The organism is Enterobacter cloacae complex sp. P18RS, from assembly GCF_014982105.1.
GTDB lineage: Bacteria > Pseudomonadota > Gammaproteobacteria > Enterobacterales > Enterobacteriaceae > Enterobacter > Enterobacter hormaechei_C.
The window spans coordinates 96183-109539 of the sequence record NZ_JADCKV010000010.1 but is presented as its reverse complement, the minus strand read 5'-3'; the positions used below and the strand labels follow the sequence as shown (position 1 = coordinate 109539).

16 protein-coding genes are annotated in these 13357 nt (G+C 57.0%); 7 read left to right on the top strand and 9 right to left on the bottom strand.

What is annotated here, in order from left to right; all coding sequences use genetic code 11:
* Window positions 1-43: 43 nt before the first annotated feature.
* Complete coding sequence (gene dsbB / locus INF61_RS07595) at window positions 44-574, top strand: disulfide bond formation protein DsbB (RefSeq protein ID WP_017693268.1); 531 nt, start codon at window positions 44-46, stop codon at window positions 572-574.
* Window positions 575-673: 99 nt separating this feature from the next.
* Here the strand turns inward: dsbB and INF61_RS07590 are convergent, their stop codons facing one another.
* From INF61_RS07590 to INF61_RS07580, 3 genes are all read right to left on the bottom strand, one after another.
* Window positions 674-1114: a YcgN family cysteine cluster protein gene (locus INF61_RS07590; RefSeq protein ID WP_015570314.1), complete on the bottom strand. Its 441-nt coding sequence runs from the start codon at window positions 1112-1114 to the stop codon at window positions 674-676.
* Window positions 1115-1207: 93 nt separating this feature from the next.
* A complete protein-coding gene (locus INF61_RS07585; protein WP_160176929.1) occupies window positions 1208-1867 on the bottom strand; it encodes a fumarylacetoacetate hydrolase family protein in 660 nt (219 codons plus the stop codon).
* 47 nt (window positions 1868-1914) lie between these two features.
* On the bottom strand, window positions 1915-2190 hold the full coding sequence (locus INF61_RS07580) for a YcgL domain-containing protein (RefSeq protein WP_015570312.1): 276 nt from the start codon (window positions 2188-2190) through the stop codon (window positions 1915-1917).
* A 123-nt stretch (window positions 2191-2313) separates the two neighbouring features.
* Between INF61_RS07580 and minC the strand changes: the two genes are divergently transcribed.
* Genes minC through minE form a run of 3 tightly spaced genes read left to right on the top strand, consistent with a single transcriptional unit; the run spans window position 2314 to window position 4126 of the window.
* The gene (minC, locus tag INF61_RS07575) at window positions 2314-3021 is read left to right on the top strand and encodes a septum site-determining protein MinC (protein WP_015570311.1); all 708 of its coding nucleotides are present in this window, start codon (window positions 2314-2316) and stop codon (window positions 3019-3021) included.
* A 22-nt stretch (window positions 3022-3043) separates the two neighbouring features.
* Window positions 3044-3856, top strand: a complete 813-nt coding sequence (gene minD / locus INF61_RS07570) for a septum site-determining protein MinD (RefSeq protein WP_003859938.1) — start codon at window positions 3044-3046, stop codon at window positions 3854-3856.
* Between the two features lie 3 nt (window positions 3857-3859).
* Entirely contained in the window at window positions 3860-4126 is a 267-nt protein-coding gene (gene minE, locus INF61_RS07565) for a cell division topological specificity factor MinE (RefSeq protein ID WP_003859937.1), read from the top strand.
* An 86-nt stretch (window positions 4127-4212) separates the two neighbouring features.
* Here minE and rnd read toward each other — a convergent pair whose 3' ends face one another.
* The 5 genes from rnd to INF61_RS07540 all read right to left on the bottom strand — a co-directional run bounded on the left by rnd (window position 4213) and on the right by INF61_RS07540 (window position 10592).
* Entirely contained in the window at window positions 4213-5328 is a 1116-nt protein-coding gene (rnd, locus tag INF61_RS07560) for a ribonuclease D (protein WP_122959317.1), read from the bottom strand.
* 83 nt (window positions 5329-5411) lie between these two features.
* Complete coding sequence (gene fadD / locus INF61_RS07555) at window positions 5412-7097, bottom strand: long-chain-fatty-acid--CoA ligase FadD (protein WP_017693264.1); 1686 nt, start codon at window positions 7095-7097, stop codon at window positions 5412-5414.
* Between the two features lie 203 nt (window positions 7098-7300).
* Complete coding sequence (locus INF61_RS07550; protein ID WP_023303883.1) at window positions 7301-7882, bottom strand: Slp family lipoprotein; 582 nt, start codon at window positions 7880-7882, stop codon at window positions 7301-7303.
* Window positions 7883-7919: 37 nt separating this feature from the next.
* A complete protein-coding gene (gene tsaB, locus INF61_RS07545; protein ID WP_193547660.1) occupies window positions 7920-8615 on the bottom strand; it encodes a tRNA (adenosine(37)-N6)-threonylcarbamoyltransferase complex dimerization subunit type 1 TsaB in 696 nt (231 codons plus the stop codon).
* Window positions 8616-8681: 66 nt separating this feature from the next.
* The gene (locus tag INF61_RS07540; protein WP_193547659.1) at window positions 8682-10592 is read right to left on the bottom strand and encodes an ATP-dependent DNA helicase; all 1911 of its coding nucleotides are present in this window, start codon (window positions 10590-10592) and stop codon (window positions 8682-8684) included.
* A 132-nt stretch (window positions 10593-10724) separates the two neighbouring features.
* On the opposite strand from INF61_RS07540, the gene INF61_RS07535 reads away from it, so the two are divergent.
* Complete coding sequence (locus tag INF61_RS07535) at window positions 10725-11069, top strand: RidA family protein (protein ID WP_193547658.1); 345 nt, start codon at window positions 10725-10727, stop codon at window positions 11067-11069.
* 5 nt (window positions 11070-11074) lie between these two features.
* On the opposite strand, the gene INF61_RS07530 is transcribed toward INF61_RS07535, so the two are convergent.
* Window positions 11075-11257: a YoaH family protein gene (locus INF61_RS07530; protein WP_003859925.1), complete on the bottom strand. Its 183-nt coding sequence runs from the start codon at window positions 11255-11257 to the stop codon at window positions 11075-11077.
* Between the two features lie 61 nt (window positions 11258-11318).
* Here INF61_RS07530 and pabB point away from each other — a divergent pair, with 61 nt between their 5' ends.
* The gene (gene pabB, locus INF61_RS07525) at window positions 11319-12653 is read left to right on the top strand and encodes an aminodeoxychorismate synthase component 1 (protein WP_017384323.1); all 1335 of its coding nucleotides are present in this window, start codon (window positions 11319-11321) and stop codon (window positions 12651-12653) included.
* The gene (locus INF61_RS07520; RefSeq protein ID WP_017384324.1) at window positions 12650-13228 is read left to right on the top strand and encodes a CoA pyrophosphatase; all 579 of its coding nucleotides are present in this window, start codon (window positions 12650-12652) and stop codon (window positions 13226-13228) included. Before pabB ends, INF61_RS07520 begins: the two co-directional genes overlap by 4 nt.
* Window positions 13229-13357: the final 129 nt, after the last annotated feature.

Genomic DNA, 13357 nt, shown 5'->3' with positions numbered 1-13357 from the left:
TCGTTTACACTGCGCTGTCTAAGCATGTTCCAGGGAAATGATTATGTTGCGATTTTTGAACCAGTGCTCACGCGGTCGCGGAGCGTGGTTGTTGATGGCCCTGACCGCCTTTGCGCTGGAAATGGTCGCGCTGTGGTTTCAGCATGTGATGGGGCTGAAACCTTGCGTACTGTGTATTTATGAGCGTTGTGCGCTGTTCGGCATTATGGGCGCGGGTCTGGTAGGTGCGATTGCACCCAAATCACCGTTACGCTATGCGGCAATTGCCATCTGGCTATACAGCGCCGGGAAAGGGATTGCGCTTGCCTGGGAGCACACCCAGATGCAGCTTCACCCGTCGCCGTTTATGACCTGTGATTTTGCCGCCCGCTTCCCGAGCTGGCTGCCGCTGGATAAATGGCTGCCGCAGGTGTTTGTGGCCTCCGGTGACTGCTCTGTACGCCAGTGGGAGTTCCTGACGCTGGAGATGCCGCAGTGGCTGGTGGGCATTTTTGTCGCCTACTTTGTGGTGGCGCTGCTGGTGCTGATTGCCCAGCCGTTCAAACCAAAGAAACGCGATCTTTTTGGAAGGTAAAAGCAAAACGGCAACGTCAGTTTTGTTGGTCGGGTAAGCGCAGCGCCACCCGACAAAATTGCGCACAATAAAAAACCCGCCTCGGCGGGTTTTTTATTGTCACCGATTAGGGTGATTCATAATGTGGTCTTCCCAGTCGCGCACCTCGGACTCTTTCACCGCAATGTGGCGCACGGAAATACGTTCACCGTGCATCGCCGCTTTCGACCCCGTCAACAGCGGATGCCATGTGGGCAGATCTTTTCCTTCCGCCAGCAGGCGATACGCGCAGGTATGCGGCAGCCACTCAAAGGTCGGCAGATTTTCACGGGTTAACTTGATGCAGTCCGGCTCATATTCGAAACGGCGCTCATAGTTGCGGCACTGGCAGGTTTTGATGTTTAACTGCTTGCAGGCTACGTTGGTGAAATAGATCTCGTCCGAATCTTCATCCATCAGCTTATGCAGGCAGCACTGCCCGCAGCCGTCACACAACGATTCCCACTCCGCGTCGGTCATGTCGTCGAGAGTTTTGCTTTGCCAGAAAGGAATGTCGTTCATCGGGATGTCCACACGTCAAAATAGAGCGCACCTTATAACGAGTCTGGCACGTTGATGCAAGTTTTGCCGCCCTTTTCAGGCGGCAAGGTGCTTTTACAGCACGCGGGTTTTCAGCGACAGGCCGTTAAAACTGACGTCCAGTTCGTCGCCGCCAAGCAGCGGCCCCACACCTTCCGGAGTGCCGGTGAGGATCACGTCACCAGGTTTCAGGGTGAAGAAGCGGCTCATGTAGGCAATCAGCGGAACGATCTTATGGATCATGTCAGCGGTTGTTCCCTGCTGGCGGATCTCGCCGTTGACCTTCAGGCTGAGCTGCGTGTTCTGCGGATCGTCGGTAAATTCACTCACCGGAACGAAACCGGAAATCGGGCATGAATTATCAAAACCCTTGGCTTTTTCCCACGGCTGCCCCGCTTTCTTCATTTTGCCCTGGACGTCACGCAGCGTCAGGTCGAGCGCGACACCGTAACCCGCAATCGCCTTCTCTACATGCTCTTCAGTTGCCTGGCGCAGCGTCGCGCCGATCAGCACCGCCAGTTCCACTTCATGATGCACCGAACCCAGTCCCTGCGGCAGAACCAGCGGCTGGCGAATATCGCACAGTGCGGTTTCTGGCTTAATAAACAGAACCGGCTCTTCCGGCACGGCGCTGCCCATCTCCTGAATATGTTTTGCATAGTTGCTGCCCACGCAGACCACTTTGCTGACGGGATAATCCAGTAATGCACCTTGCCAGTTATGATGTTGATACATGGTCGACCCCTAATCGGTTGATGAGTTGTTCCCGGAAGGACCCGGGCTTATTTCTTTCCGCTCAGCTCAAGGTGCTGTTTTAATAAATTCTCCGGTGGCGGCGGAAGCTGTAAATAATAGCCCTGCTCGATTAACGCCTTTTTGACTTTCTCAAGATCGGCGTTCACCAGCTTCTTACGGCCGTCCAGCGGCAGCAGCATCGCCAACTGCGGTCGACCAAAGCTTTTCATTAATTCTTCAGGCACGCGGGAAAAATCGTCTTTCTTTTCGACATAAAGGTAGGTCTGGTCGCGGCTGGTACTTCTGTAGATCACACAAAACATGTTTTTACTCTGAATTAACGGGTGGTTGCTTGCCTCAATATACTCCTGACTATAACATGCCTGATACTCTTCGGAATATCGCGGCGATGTGTTGCGGTTAATAGCAAATTGAGTAAGGCCAGGATGTCAAATACGCCCATCGAGCTTAAAGGCAGTAGCTTCACCTTATCAGTGGTTCATTTGCATGATGCAAAACCCGAGGTTATTCGTCAGGCGTTAGAAGACAAAATCGCGCAGGCTCCCGCTTTTCTTAAGCATGCTCCTGTCGTCGTCAATGTAAGCGACCTTGAGGGGCCGGTTAACTGGAAGCGACTCCAGCAGGCCGTCGTCTCCACGGGGTTGCGCATCGTGGGTATTAGCGGCTGCAAAGACGCAGAGTTAAAAGCCGAAATTGAACGCGCGGGTTTGCCCTTGTTAAACGAGGGCAAAGAAAAAGCCCCGCGTGCAACGCCTGCAACCGTTCCCGCTCCCCCGCCTCCGGCGCAAAATGTAGCCCCAGTCACAAAAACGCGATTGATTGATCTGCCGGTTCGTTCCGGTCAGCGCATTTATGCGCCAAACTGTGATCTGATTGTTACAAGCCACGTCAGTGCGGGCGCAGAACTGATTGCAGATGGCAATATTCACGTTTACGGTATGATGCGTGGGCGTGCGCTTGCGGGCGCCAGCGGCGATCGAGAAGCACAAATTTTTTGTACTCACCTGACGGCAGAACTGGTGTCTATCGCAGGTGAATATTGGCTGAGCGATAAAATCCCAGCCGAATTTTATGGCAAAGCGGCCCGTCTGCAACTGGCAGATAACGCTTTGACCGTTCAACCGTTAAATTGATCCCTTTTAACAAGGAATTTCTATGGCACGCATTATTGTTGTGACTTCGGGTAAAGGAGGCGTTGGCAAGACCACCTCCAGCGCGGCCATCGCTACTGGTTTGGCCCAGAAGGGAAAGAAAACCGTCGTAATCGACTTCGATATCGGTCTGCGTAACCTGGACCTGATCATGGGTTGCGAGCGTCGCGTGGTGTATGACTTCGTGAACGTCATTCAGGGCGATGCCACCCTTAACCAGGCGCTGATTAAAGATAAGCGTACCGAGAACCTCTACATTCTTCCGGCGTCCCAGACCCGTGATAAAGACGCCCTGACCCGCGAAGGCGTGGAAAAGGTGCTCGACGATCTGAAAAAGATGGAGTTCGACTTCGTGGTCTGCGACTCCCCGGCCGGTATCGAAACCGGGGCTTTGATGGCGCTCTACTTCGCGGATGAAGCCATCATCACCACCAACCCGGAAGTCTCGTCAGTACGTGACTCCGACCGTATTCTCGGCATTCTGGCCTCGAAATCCCGTCGCGCGGAAAATGGCCAGGAGCCAATCAAAGAGCACCTGCTGCTGACCCGCTACAACCCGGGCCGGGTGAACAAAGGTGACATGCTGAGCATGGAAGACGTGCTGGAGATCCTGCGCATCAAACTGGTTGGCGTGATCCCGGAAGATCAGTCCGTGTTGCGCGCCTCTAACCAGGGCGAGCCCGTGATCCTGGATACACAGGCAGACGCAGGTAAAGCGTATGCGGATACCGTTGACCGTCTGCTGGGAGAAGAACGTCCTTTCCGCTTCATTGAAGAAGAGAAGAAAGGTTTCCTCAAACGCCTGTTCGGAGGATAAGTTATGGCATTACTGGACTTTTTTCTCTCGCGGAAAAAAAGCACCGCCAACATCGCAAAAGAACGTCTGCAAATCATTGTGGCGGAACGTCGTCGTAGCGACGCCGAACCGCACTACCTGCCGCAGTTGCGCAAAGACATTCTGGAAGTGATCTGCAAATACGTGCAGATTGACCCGGAAATGGTCACCGTTCAGCTGGAGCAGAAAGACGGGGATATTTCGATTCTGGAGCTGAACGTGACGCTTCCGGAAGCGGAAGAGTCGCGTTAATCCGTTTGTGATTTTGTAGGCCGGGTAAGCATCGCGCCTCCCGGCAATTTCCCCGGTGGCGCTGCGCTTACCGGGGCTACAATTCTTTAGCGCGGATACCCTTCCAGCAGGGTATTCAGGCGTTCGGCCATCAGTTCCCCCCGCCATCCGGCGACCAGTTCCGGTAAACCATTTTGCGGTTTCAACTTCCAGTGCCAGTTCAGCAGCTGGTTAATCTGACGACGTGAAGCCAGCAGTTCGGCACTCAGTTTGCTTTCCCCCGCCACCGTCTGCACCAGCGCTTTGATGTCTTTGAACGCCTTGCGGTAGCCCGGCATATCCATCAGGTTAAGCAGCGGTTCTGGCAGTGCGTCCTCTGGCAGTTGCTGAGCTTTCTCTACCAGCGCGAGCAGCGTTTTACCGTGGAAACGGATCTCACTTCCGGAAAGGCCAATGCTGTCCAGCTCACCAAGGCTACCCGGCATATAGCGCGCCACCGCCCACAGGTGTTCTTCACGCACCACGAAGTTAACCGCCAGATCGCGCTCACGCGCTTTACGCAGACGCCAGTCAGCCAGCAATTGCAGACAGGCCAGCTGGCGGGTGCGCAGCTGCCAGGCGTTGGTGATGTCACGCCAGGCTTCTTTCGGATCAACTACTTCCTGGCGACGCTGCTGCGTCATGCGGCACTCGTCCAGTGCGGCAGACAGCCAACCGGACGCCTCAGCCTCTTTCATGAGCTGGCCGGCAATTGGAAGAAGATAAAAGACGTCTGCCGCGGCGTATTCAAGCTGACGCGCCGTCAGCGGACGCGCGAGCCAGTCGGTACGCGATTCGCTCTTATCCAGCGTCAGACCGGTGTACTCTTCCACCATCGCCGCAAAACCCCAGGAGAGCGGACGACCGCTGAACGCCGCGAGGATCTGGGTATCAATCAGCGGCTGCGGCATGATGCCAAAGGTGTTGAGAAATACTTCCAGATCTTCACTGCCCGCGTGCAGATATTTGGTCACGGCGGTATCCAGCAACAGCTCGCGCATTGGTGCCCAGTCGGTAATGCCGAGGGGGTCAATCAACGACACGTGTTTGCCGTCATACATCTGAATCAGACCCAGCTGCGGATAGTACGTTCGGGTGCGGACAAATTCCGTATCCAGGGCGATAGCGGGAAATTCACGCGTCACCTCGCACAGCGAAGCCAGCTCGTCGTTGGTAGTGATCATCTGGTAATTCAAATCGGACTCTCTTTTGTTTGCGCCCATAAAAAACGCCGGATTAACCGGCGTCTGGGCGATTAACGTGAAGCTCAGGCCTTATTGTCCACTTTGGCACGGGCTTCGTCACGTAATTCTCGTCGTAATATCTTCCCGACGTTGGATTTCGGCAGCTCATCCCGGAATTCCACCAGCTTCGGCACTTTATAGCCGGTCAGCTGACGGCGACAAAACGTTATCAGCGCATCCTCGGTCAGAGAAGGATCTTTCTTGACCACAAATATCTTCACCGCTTCACCGCTGCTGCCGGAGGGAACGCCCACCGCCGCCACTTCCAGCACGCCGCTGTGCTGCATCACCACGTCTTCGATTTCGTTCGGATAGACGTTGAACCCTGACACCAGGATCATATCTTTCTTGCGATCGACGATGCGCAGGAAGCCTTCGTCATCCATCACCGCGATGTCGCCCGTGTGCAGCCAGCCGTCTTTGATGATCTCATCCGTGGCATCCGGACGTTGCCAGTAGCCCAGCATCACCTGCGGCCCTCTGACGCACAGCTCCCCTGGCTCACCGTGAGGCACTTCGTTATCCTCATCATCCACCAGTTTTGCTTCCGTCGACGGGACCGGCAGACCGATACTGCCGCTGTGATAGTCGATATCATGCGGGTTAACGCTGACCAGCGGGGCGCACTCCGTCAGGCCATAGCCTTCCAGCAGATATTGCCCGGTGAGTTTCACCCAGCGCTCGGCAACCGCCTGCTGAACCGGCATCCCGCCACCCGCAGAGAGGTGCAGCGTGGAGAAATCGAGCTGCTGGAACTCTTTATTGTTAAGCAGCGCGTTAAACAGGGTGTTCACGCCGGTCATGGCGGTGAACGGGTATTTCGCCAGCTCTTTGACCAGCCCCGGAATGTCGCGCGGGTTGGTGATCAATACGTTTTGACCGCCAAGCTCAATAAACAGCAGGCAGTTCATGGTCAGCGCAAAAATGTGATACAGCGGAAGCGCGGTGATCACCAGCTCCTTGCCCGGGTGCAGCAGCGGCCCGTAGGTGGCATTAACCTGCTCAAGGTTCGCCAGCATGTTACGGTGGGTCAGCATCGCCCCTTTGGCCACGCCGGTGGTACCGCCGGTGTATTGCAGGAAGGCCAGATCCTCGGACACGATCTCCGGCTTCACGTACTGCATCCGGTAGCCCGCATGCAGGGCGCGGCGGAAAGAGATGGCATCCGGCAGGTGGTATTTCGGCACCAGCCGCTTAACGTATTTAACGACAAAGTTGACCAGCGTACCTTTCGCGGTAGAGAGCTGGTCGCCCATGCGCGTCAGGATGACGTGTTTAACCTGGGTTCTTTCAACGACTTTTTCCAGCGTGTGGGCAAAGTTGGAGACAATCACAATCGCCGCCGCGCCGCTGTCATTCAACTGATGTTCCAGCTCGCGCGGGGTATAGAGCGGGTTAACGTTAACCACGATCATCCCTGCCCTGAGGATCCCGAACAGCGCCACCGGGTATTGCAGCAGGTTTGGCATCATCAGCGCGACGCGATCCCCTTTCTGCAAGCCCAACCCTTCCTGTAAATAGGCTGCAAACGCCCGGCTGCGCTCTTCCAGCTTACGGAAGGTCATCACTTCGCCCATATTCACAAATGCAGGCTGGTCAGCGTAACGCCGTACCGAGTGTTCAAATAATTCAATCAGGGATTGATAACGGTCAGGATTGATCTCCGCAGGGACATCCGCGGGATAACGGTTAAGCCAAACCTTTTTCAATGCATCACCTCTGAAATGAGTGTTCGTCGTCATCACAGCCCCGATAATAAACAGTTTGTTAACATTATATTAACTCAGCGTACCAGTTTATTAATTGTTCAGATTGCAGGTTGCGAAGCGCGTCACTCTTTTTTTTCGTTTTATCCGTAAAAAAACAGAGACAGCGGCTGAGCCGCTGTCTCTTTCCTAACAATAACAGTAAGTTACTCAGTTACGATTGTTTGAACCTGTGCAGGGCCTGGATTGTACCAACCCCAGCCACCGTAGCCGTAACGATACGGATGCGGTCCCCACATCCACGGATCGATTGGCTGTGGCGGCATCACCACCTGCTGGGCGATACGCCAGCGTTTGTAGCCGTTCACCTGCATGGTCATAAATTTGTATGGCGTATTGCCGATTTTCCCCGCCACCGAACCGGTAATCGGCCCGACGACGGTTACCAGCTGCCCGCGGAAATCTACCGGATCGAGGAAGCCGCTGACGTCAGCGTAGATCCGCCCGCGCGAGGCTTCACCCAGAACAGGCCGCGCGCCGTCGTCCAGCGGGACAGTGGCAATCTCCAGTCGGGTTTTACCCTGCTGGTTTATCACTTCAACCACCTTGCCGCCAAACCGCGCTTCCTGCCCGACATACAGCTCCGGGGCATTCATCACGCGTACCAGATCCTGCTGTGGCGTCGGGCTGGTGCCCTTGATCGCATCAGGAACGGTGACGCACCCGCTCAGTGCTATGGCAACCGCGCCTGCCATAAGAAAGCGTACAACTTTAGTCTGAACCGCCATGATGCGACTCCTTTTTCTCAGTTCCTGTTACTGAGATTCACTCGCGGCCAGGAAGTTTCTTCCACGCGACGGTGTTTCGTAAATAAACCGGTTCAGCATGTTCAACCGCCACGGTTTTTCCTGCGGCAAGTAGCTGACAGGCAATCGGCAGCATATCTTCTGCGGCGGGCAGGAGGATGTTACCATCCACCAGCGTAAGGCCGGTGTCCTTCGCCATCTCAGGCCATGCCGGCCAGCCGGTTCCGACCGTCGCCCACTCACCGGAGAGCTGTTTCAGGCGCCCGGTGACGGCTTCAGGTTTAAGCACCGCTTCCGTCTCTTCGCCGTGCCAGACGCCGTTTTCGTCACGGGTGTACTCCGTCCAGTAGACTTCCCCCATGCGGGCATCAATCGCAGCCAGCACGCGGGTGGCGCCGGTCATGCGCCAGGCACCCTGAGCCATGGTCGCAAGCGTTGAGACGCCGATCATCGGCAGGTCAGCGCCCAGCGCCAGCCCCTGCGCAATGCCTATCCCGATACGTACGCCCGTAAAGCTGCCCGGACCACGGCCGTAGGCCAGCGCGTCGAGGTCGGTTAAGGAGGTGTTGCCCTCGGTTAAAATGGTTTTTACCAGGGGCAGAATACGTTGGGTGTGTTCCCGTGGGCACTCTTCGAAATGAGCAAAAGTCGTACCGTCGTTCCACAGGGCAACGGAACAGGCCTCTGTCGCGGTATCAATAGCCAGAATTCGCATCAGTCGTCGCGCTCTCGCAATGGTCAGTCACAAAATGGCGCGCATCTTAACACACTCCGGAAAGAATTACTCCGCCGTCGGGTTCGCCAGGAAGCGGACCGCGCGTTTAATATCCCGCGTGCGCGGCGCGGGCGGCAGGCTGGCGAGGAAGGTGGCGCCGTAGGGACGCATCACCAGGCGGTTGTCGCAGATCACCAGCACCCCGCGGTCGGTGACGTCGCGGATCAGTCGCCCTACCCCCTGTTTAAGCGTGATGACCGCGTCCGGCAGCTGGACGTCGTCGAACGGATCGCCCCCGCGCAGACGGCAATCCTCCATGCGCGCTTTCAGGAGCGGATCGTCCGGCGATGTGAACGGCAGCTTATCGATAATCACCAGCGAGAGCGTATCGCCGCGCACGTCCACCCCTTCCCAGAAGCTGCTGGTCGCCACCAGCAGGGCATTACCGGCGCTGACAAACTGCTGGAGCAGCTGGCCTTTGCTGGTTTCCCCCTGCAACAGCACCGGTAGCGTCATGGTGGCGCGGAACTGCTCGGCCAGTTCGCGCATCATGGCGTGTGAGGTGCAGAGCATAAAGCAGCGCCCGTTGTTGGCCTCAATCATCGGCTTCAGCATGGCCGCCAGATGGCGCGCCGCGCCCGGCTGGTTAGGCAGCGGCAGATTGCGCGGCACGCACAGCAGCGCCTGTTTCTCATAGTCGAACGGGCTCGGCAGAAGCAGGGATTCCGCCTGCTCAATGCCGAGGCGCTCGGTAAAGTGGTGCAGATCGTCATTGACCGACAGCGTGGCCGAGGTAAAGACCCAGGTGCCGGGCTTTTGCGCCATCACCTCTTTGAATTTATCAACAACGGTCAGCGGCGTGAGCGCCAGGGTGAAGTGGCGCGAGGTACATTCGTACCAGTAGCTATAGCCCGGCTGGTTGATCTCTTTCAGCCGCTTCAGCCGCCCACGGTAGAGCGTGGCGCGCTCGAAAGCGGCGTCCAGCAGCGCTGAACGTCCGAGGGACAGCTTCGCCACGTCGTAACAGAGTTCAAGGGCATCATCGAGCAGCAGCAGCGCGCGCTGGATATTTTTGTCTGCGAGCAGTTCGCGCAGGTTGCCGCGATAGCCCGGCTCGCCAAGCTGTAAGCGGAAATCCTGTGCGCATTGCGCCAGGCGGTCCGCGCACTTCTGCAACTGCTGGGTATCTTTGAGTTCGGTGCGATAGGCAATGGTAATATCTTTCGCCAGATCCTGAAGCTGACGGCTGGAGAGCGACTGACCAAAATACTGGCTGGCGATGTCCGGTAGCTGATGGGCTTCATCGAAGATCATCACCTCCGCCTCCGGGATCAGCTCGCCGAAACCACTGTCTTTGACCACCATATCCGCAAGAAACAGGTGATGGTTCACCACCACCACGTCGGCGTCCATCGCGGTTTTACGCGCTTTCACCACAAAACAGTCCTTATACAGCGGGCAGTCGCTGCCGAGGCAGTTGTCATTGGTGCTGGTCACCAGCGGCCAGGCCGGGGAGTCTTCCGGCACGCTCGCGCAGGTGCTGATGTCCCCCTCCTCCGTCTGGTTGGCCCAGGCGCGCAGGACGATCACATCGCTCAGGGTTTGTACCGGCAGGTCGCCGCCCGCCAGCGCCTGCTGTTCAAGACGCTCCAGACACAGGTAGTTAGAACGCCCTTTCAGCAAGGCCAGACGCCCTTTGTATTTCAGCGCTTTCGCCACCGTGGGTAAATCGCGGCTGTAGAGCTGATCCTGGAGCGCTTTTGATCCCGTAGAGATGATCACCTTTTTTTTCGCCCGCAGCGCAGGAGCGAGGTAAGCATACGTTTTCCCCGTACCGGTGCCGGCCTCCACGACCAGCGGCTGAGCCTTGTCGATGGCGTGCGCGACGGCATGCGCCATCTGACGTTGGGGTTCGCGCGGTTTAAAGCCGGGAATAGCCTGTGCTAACTGACCTTCTGGGGAAAAATCGTCTGCCACGGTGTTCTCTCACTGTATTTTTGCACAGGGATTATGTCAGCCCCTTCTCTCCGGTGCCACCCCAATAGTGACGACGGCGGAACATTATGGCAGTCTTGCCGCCTGACGACGAAAGATAACGAGGATACGTTTATGACAATTACGCGCATTGATGCCGAAGCCCGCTGGTCTGATGTGGTGATCCACAACCAGACGCTGTACTACACCTGCGTCCCTGCCAATCTGGACGCTGACGCCTTCGAGCAGACCGCCAACACCCTGGCGCAGATCGACGCCGTACTGGAAAAACAGGGCAGCGATAAATCCCGCATTCTGGATGCGACGATTTTTCTGGCGAATAAAGACGATTTCGCGGCGATGAATAAAGCCTGGGATGCGTGGGTGGTGGCGGGTCACGCGCCTGTACGCTGCACCGTACAGGCCACGCTGATGAAACCGGAATATAAGGTTGAGATCAAGATTATCGCGGCAGTGTAAGCCGGTTATTCTTCATCTTCATCCTCAAAGCGCGCCACGATCCGCTCGCCGGTATGGGTGGCGCGAAGTTCTTCCGCGACCTGGGAAATTGCCTGTCCGCTGCTCATCCCCTGGGACATCAGCTCCTGAATACGTTCAACGGCTTTCTGCTGTTGGTCATGGCTGAGAGAAGGTAAACCTGCAAACATCGTTAACTCCTGCTAAATTATTCGCGCTAATTATTTCACGCTGCCCGGTAGTATGCCATACATGAACATGCGCTTCCCCACTGTTATGACCTTGCCCTGGCGTGCAGACGCCGCCGAGTTCTGGTTTGCCCGTCTGAGCCACCTTCCTTTTGCGATGCTGCTGCACTCCGGGCATGCGGATCACCCCTACAGCCGCTTTGACATTCTGGTGGCCGACCCGGTTAAAACGCTGACGACCGATGCGCTGTCGCCAACGGACGATCCGCTGATGCGGCTCCAGAACGAGATCCATGCTCTGGGCTTATCTGCCACACCGGATCCGGATCTGCCTTTCCAGGGGGGCGCGCTGGGCCTGTTTGGTTACGATCTGGGTCGCCGTTTCGAAAAGCTGCCCGAGCATGCGCAGGCGGATATTTCCCTGCCGGATATGGCGGTGGGGCTGTATGACTGGGCGCTGATCGTGGATCACCGTAAGCAGACGGTTTCTCTGCTAAGCCACCGGGACGTGCAGGCGCGTCTGGCCTGGCTTGAGGCGCAACGGCCCGCCGCCCCGGAACGCTTTATGCTAACCTCCGGCTGGCGCTCGAACATGAGCGCGGAGGAATACGCGGAAAAATTCTCCCGCGTGCAGGCGTATCTTCACAGCGGCGACTGTTATCAGGTCAACCTCGCCCAGCGTTTCCAGGCGGCATACGAGGGAGACGAATGGCAGGCGTTTACCCGCCTTAATGCCAGCAATAAGGCCCCGTTCAGCGCATTTTTACGCCTTGAACACGGCGCCATCCTCAGCCTTTCGCCTGAGCGTTTTATTCACCTGGCTGACGGTATGATTCAGACCCGCCCGATAAAGGGCACCCTGCCGCGCCTTGCGGATGCCGACGCCGACCGTCAGCAGGCGGAGACGCTGGCGGCCTCGCCGAAAGATCGCGCTGAAAACCTGATGATTGTCGATCTGATGCGCAATGATATTGGCCGCGTCGCCGAGCCGGGCAGCGTGCGCGTGCCGGAGCTGTTCGTCGTGGAGCCATTCCCGGCGGTGCATCATCTGGTCAGCACCATCACCGCACGTCTGCCGGCCTCGCGAACCGCCTGCGATCTGCTCCGCGCCGCGTTTCCGGGCGGCTCCATTACCGGCGCGCCGAAGGTCCGGGCGATGGAGATCATCGACGAACTGGAACCGCATCGCCGCAACGCCTGGTGCGGCAGCATCGGCTATGTGAGTCTGTGCGGCACCATGGATACCAGCATCACTATTCGCACCCTGACGGCCTGCGACGGTAACCTGTACTGTTCCGCAGGCGGTGGCATTGTGGCCGACAGCCAGGCGGAGGCGGAATATCAGGAAACCTTTGATAAAGTGAATCGTATCCTGAAACAACTGGAGAACTCACGGTGAAGAAAGACAACCTGACGCTGGATGATTTTCTGTCGCGCTTTCAGCTTCTGCGGCCCCAGGTTAACCGCGCCACGCTGAATCAACGTCAGGCGGCGGTGCTGATCCCGGTCGTGCGTCGTGAGCAGCCGGGTCTGTTGCTTACCCAGCGCTCACCGCATATGCGAAAACACGCCGGTCAGGTTGCGTTCCCGGGCGGCGCGGTGGACAGCACCGATGCATCCCTGATTGCCGCCGCACTGCGCGAAGCGCATGAGGAAGTGGCGATCCCTCCGGAGGCGGTCGAGGTGATCGGCGTGCTGCCGCCAGTGGACAGCGTAACCGGTTTTCAGGTCACGCCGGTCGTTGGCATTATTCCGCCCGATCTTCAGTATCACGCCAGCGTCGATGAAGTTTCAGCGGTATTCGAAATGCCGCTGGAAGAGGCCCTTCGTCTGGGTCGCTATCACCCGCTGGATATTCACCGCCGCGGACACGATCATCGGGTCTGGCTGTCGTGGTATCAGCATTATTTTGTCTGGGGCATGACGGCAGGCATCATTCGTGAGCTGGCCCTGCAAATCGGCCTGAAGCCTTGACTATACTTTACATTCCACCCTTTTCTGGCAGGTTTGCGATCGGCGTCGCGCTATTAGCAAAACCATCGTTAACCATTAGTTTAATTCATGTGAATAGTTAAGCCGAGGTTGGTGTTCCCTCTTACACTA

Excerpts from the sequence above, each read along its gene's own strand:
- pabB (WP_017384323.1), top strand. The coding sequence starts at position 11,319 with ATGAACATGCGCTTCCCCACTGTTATGACCTTGCCCTGGCGTGCAGAC.
- INF61_RS07580 (WP_015570312.1), bottom strand. The coding sequence starts at position 2,190 with ATGTTTTGTGTGATCTACAGAAGTACCAGCCGCGACCAGACCTACCTT.
- minD (WP_003859938.1), top strand. The coding sequence starts at position 3,044 with ATGGCACGCATTATTGTTGTGACTTCGGGTAAAGGAGGCGTTGGCAAG.
- minE (WP_003859937.1), top strand. The coding sequence starts at position 3,860 with ATGGCATTACTGGACTTTTTTCTCTCGCGGAAAAAAAGCACCGCCAAC.
- INF61_RS07530 (WP_003859925.1), bottom strand. The coding sequence starts at position 11,257 with ATGTTTGCAGGTTTACCTTCTCTCAGCCATGACCAACAGCAGAAAGCC.
- dsbB (WP_017693268.1), top strand. The coding sequence starts at position 44 with ATGTTGCGATTTTTGAACCAGTGCTCACGCGGTCGCGGAGCGTGGTTG.
- INF61_RS07550 (WP_023303883.1), bottom strand. The coding sequence starts at position 7,882 with ATGGCGGTTCAGACTAAAGTTGTACGCTTTCTTATGGCAGGCGCGGTT.
- INF61_RS07590 (WP_015570314.1), bottom strand. The coding sequence starts at position 1,114 with ATGAACGACATTCCTTTCTGGCAAAGCAAAACTCTCGACGACATGACC.
- INF61_RS07585 (WP_160176929.1), bottom strand. The coding sequence starts at position 1,867 with ATGTATCAACATCATAACTGGCAAGGTGCATTACTGGATTATCCCGTC.
- rnd (WP_122959317.1), bottom strand. The coding sequence starts at position 5,328 with ATGATCACTACCAACGACGAGCTGGCTTCGCTGTGCGAGGTGACGCGT.
- minC (WP_015570311.1), top strand. The coding sequence starts at position 2,314 with ATGTCAAATACGCCCATCGAGCTTAAAGGCAGTAGCTTCACCTTATCA.
- INF61_RS07535 (WP_193547658.1), top strand. The coding sequence starts at position 10,725 with ATGACAATTACGCGCATTGATGCCGAAGCCCGCTGGTCTGATGTGGTG.
- tsaB (WP_193547660.1), bottom strand. The coding sequence starts at position 8,615 with ATGCGAATTCTGGCTATTGATACCGCGACAGAGGCCTGTTCCGTTGCC.